The organism is Candidatus Symbiopectobacterium sp. (genome assembly GCF_020054415.1).
In the GTDB taxonomy this organism is placed as follows: Bacteria; Pseudomonadota; Gammaproteobacteria; order Enterobacterales; family Enterobacteriaceae; genus Symbiopectobacterium.
On sequence record NZ_JAHWCO010000019.1, the window covers coordinates 1 to 1601 of the forward strand.

General features: G+C 39.0%; 3 protein-coding genes. All 3 read right to left on the reverse strand.

The genetic code is table 11. The features are described 5' to 3' along the window. Positions 1-252: 252 nt before the first annotated feature. The 3 genes from QZ506_RS00595 to QZ506_RS00605 are packed head-to-tail and all read right to left on the reverse strand — an operon-like array spanning position 253 to position 1490. The gene (locus QZ506_RS00595; protein ID WP_291968325.1) at positions 253-534 is read right to left on the reverse strand and encodes an EscU/YscU/HrcU family type III secretion system export apparatus switch protein; all 282 of its coding nucleotides are present in this window, start codon (positions 532-534) and stop codon (positions 253-255) included. After that, on the reverse strand, positions 515-1111 hold the full coding sequence (locus tag QZ506_RS00600) for an EscU/YscU/HrcU family type III secretion system export apparatus switch protein (RefSeq protein ID WP_291968326.1): 597 nt from the start codon (positions 1109-1111) through the stop codon (positions 515-517). The genes QZ506_RS00595 and QZ506_RS00600 overlap by 20 nt, the downstream gene beginning before the upstream one ends. Continuing rightward, positions 1104-1490, reverse strand: a complete 387-nt coding sequence (locus tag QZ506_RS00605; protein WP_291968327.1) for a flagellar biosynthetic protein FliR — start codon at positions 1488-1490, stop codon at positions 1104-1106. The genes QZ506_RS00600 and QZ506_RS00605 overlap by 8 nt, the downstream gene beginning before the upstream one ends. Between the last annotated feature and the right edge of the window lie 111 nt (positions 1491-1601).

Here is a 1601-nt window from a genome sequence, read left to right on the forward strand (position 1 = left end):
AGCCATAAAGGCTGCGGATTCCCTTGATGTAAAATCAGTATGTTAAATCCAGAGCGTGGTGATGCATCCCGGAGCGATCAGCATTTTAATCCAAAACAGGCGTGTCATAACAGCATTATTCCCTATTATTCAACAAAGCCCGTCGTTTATTGAAATAAATCTATATGCAGTGTAGCTACTATAAAGTTTTCTTGCCAACTTCACATCACGAACAACAGGTATCCCTTATTTTTCCGCATAGGCAATTGCTGCCTACGCCTTCATTTTTGAGTATCGCAAAGATATAAACGGTAAATAAGCCACATCCATATTAAAATAAATGGCGACTGCAATATGCGTTGGATTAGCCATGACCACTTCAGAGTTTCTGATTGCAGTTTGCTCTTCATCTGAGAGAATTTCATGGTGTGCGCGACGTCGAGCTCGCTTAATTTCATGATTACCATCCAACTCTTTTCGCTCTTGTTTTACCTCATGCTTATCCGTCTTCATCTCTCTGATATAGAGAAAGTACTCAACAATGAATTCCGCCAATAAAACCAGCAACGACCAAAGGATAAAAAAACAATATACTTTTTATTGTGACGGATACACAATAGGGAATTAATTGCATAAGTGTGCCATGATAAACTGAAAGTATGTTTTTCAATTCGTTAACGATAATGGTATAACAAGTTCCAAACAATACGCACAGGTACAAAAACGATTTCACAAAATCTTTAGCGGTCCTAAGACTAAATATCCGTTTAAACCCTTCAATTGGGTTGAGTGCTTTGAGATTTAAACGTAACGCTTCAGAAGCTATTGTGAATTTAGTTTGCAATAATGTTGTAGCAAACCCAACAACACACAGAATGATAAAAGGCAAACACATCTGCAATAAAATCAGAACCAGTTGAGTATTATACGAGATAACTGTCATCTTATTATTATATAATAAGGCAATACTGTAGAGTTCGATAAGCGGGCCAAAATCCATACTGCTTCCCAGAAAAAAAACACCTGAAATTAATACCACCGTTGCAACAAGATCCCGGCTGGTAAAGGTTTGTCCTTTTTTTTCTGAATCACGCCTTTTCTTTTCTGTCGGTTTTTCTGTTTTCTTAGCCATATCGCTTTCTCCCTGACGTCAAATAAAAAAGCGTTGAAACGCCTGTAAAGAAAAAAAGAGGTAATGGCTTTTCAGTAAATGAATGGAAGCCATAGAGCAAAAAGACAGAAAAAGCGATGACACTTTTGATGGTCAGTGAGAGTGAAAACGGATTAAGCTGCGGGCAATAACGAGAAAAAACACCTAACAATACTTCTGACAACATCATGACAATGAGTACCGGTGCCGCCGGCATGATGCTACCTTGCATTAACATCAACAATAACTGGCCGGTTTCGTTAATGTTCATCTCACTCAACTCACTTCCTTTGGGCAATACCCGGTAACTTGCTGCCAGTACGTCAACCAGCAAACGCATACCGCCTTGAGCAAAAAACATCGCACCAAAGGGGCTTTGTTGAATAAATAGATATTATGTTGCGTAGACATAAAGGCTGCGGATTCCCTTGACGTAAAATCAGTATGTTAAATCCAGAGCGTGGTGATGCAT

Coding starts and splice junctions, on each gene's coding strand:
- QZ506_RS00600 (WP_291968326.1), bottom strand. CDS start 1,111: ATGGCTAAGAAAACAGAAAAACCGACAGAAAAGAAAAGGCGTGATTCA.
- QZ506_RS00605 (WP_291968327.1), bottom strand. CDS start 1,490: ATGTTTTTTGCTCAAGGCGGTATGCGTTTGCTGGTTGACGTACTGGCA.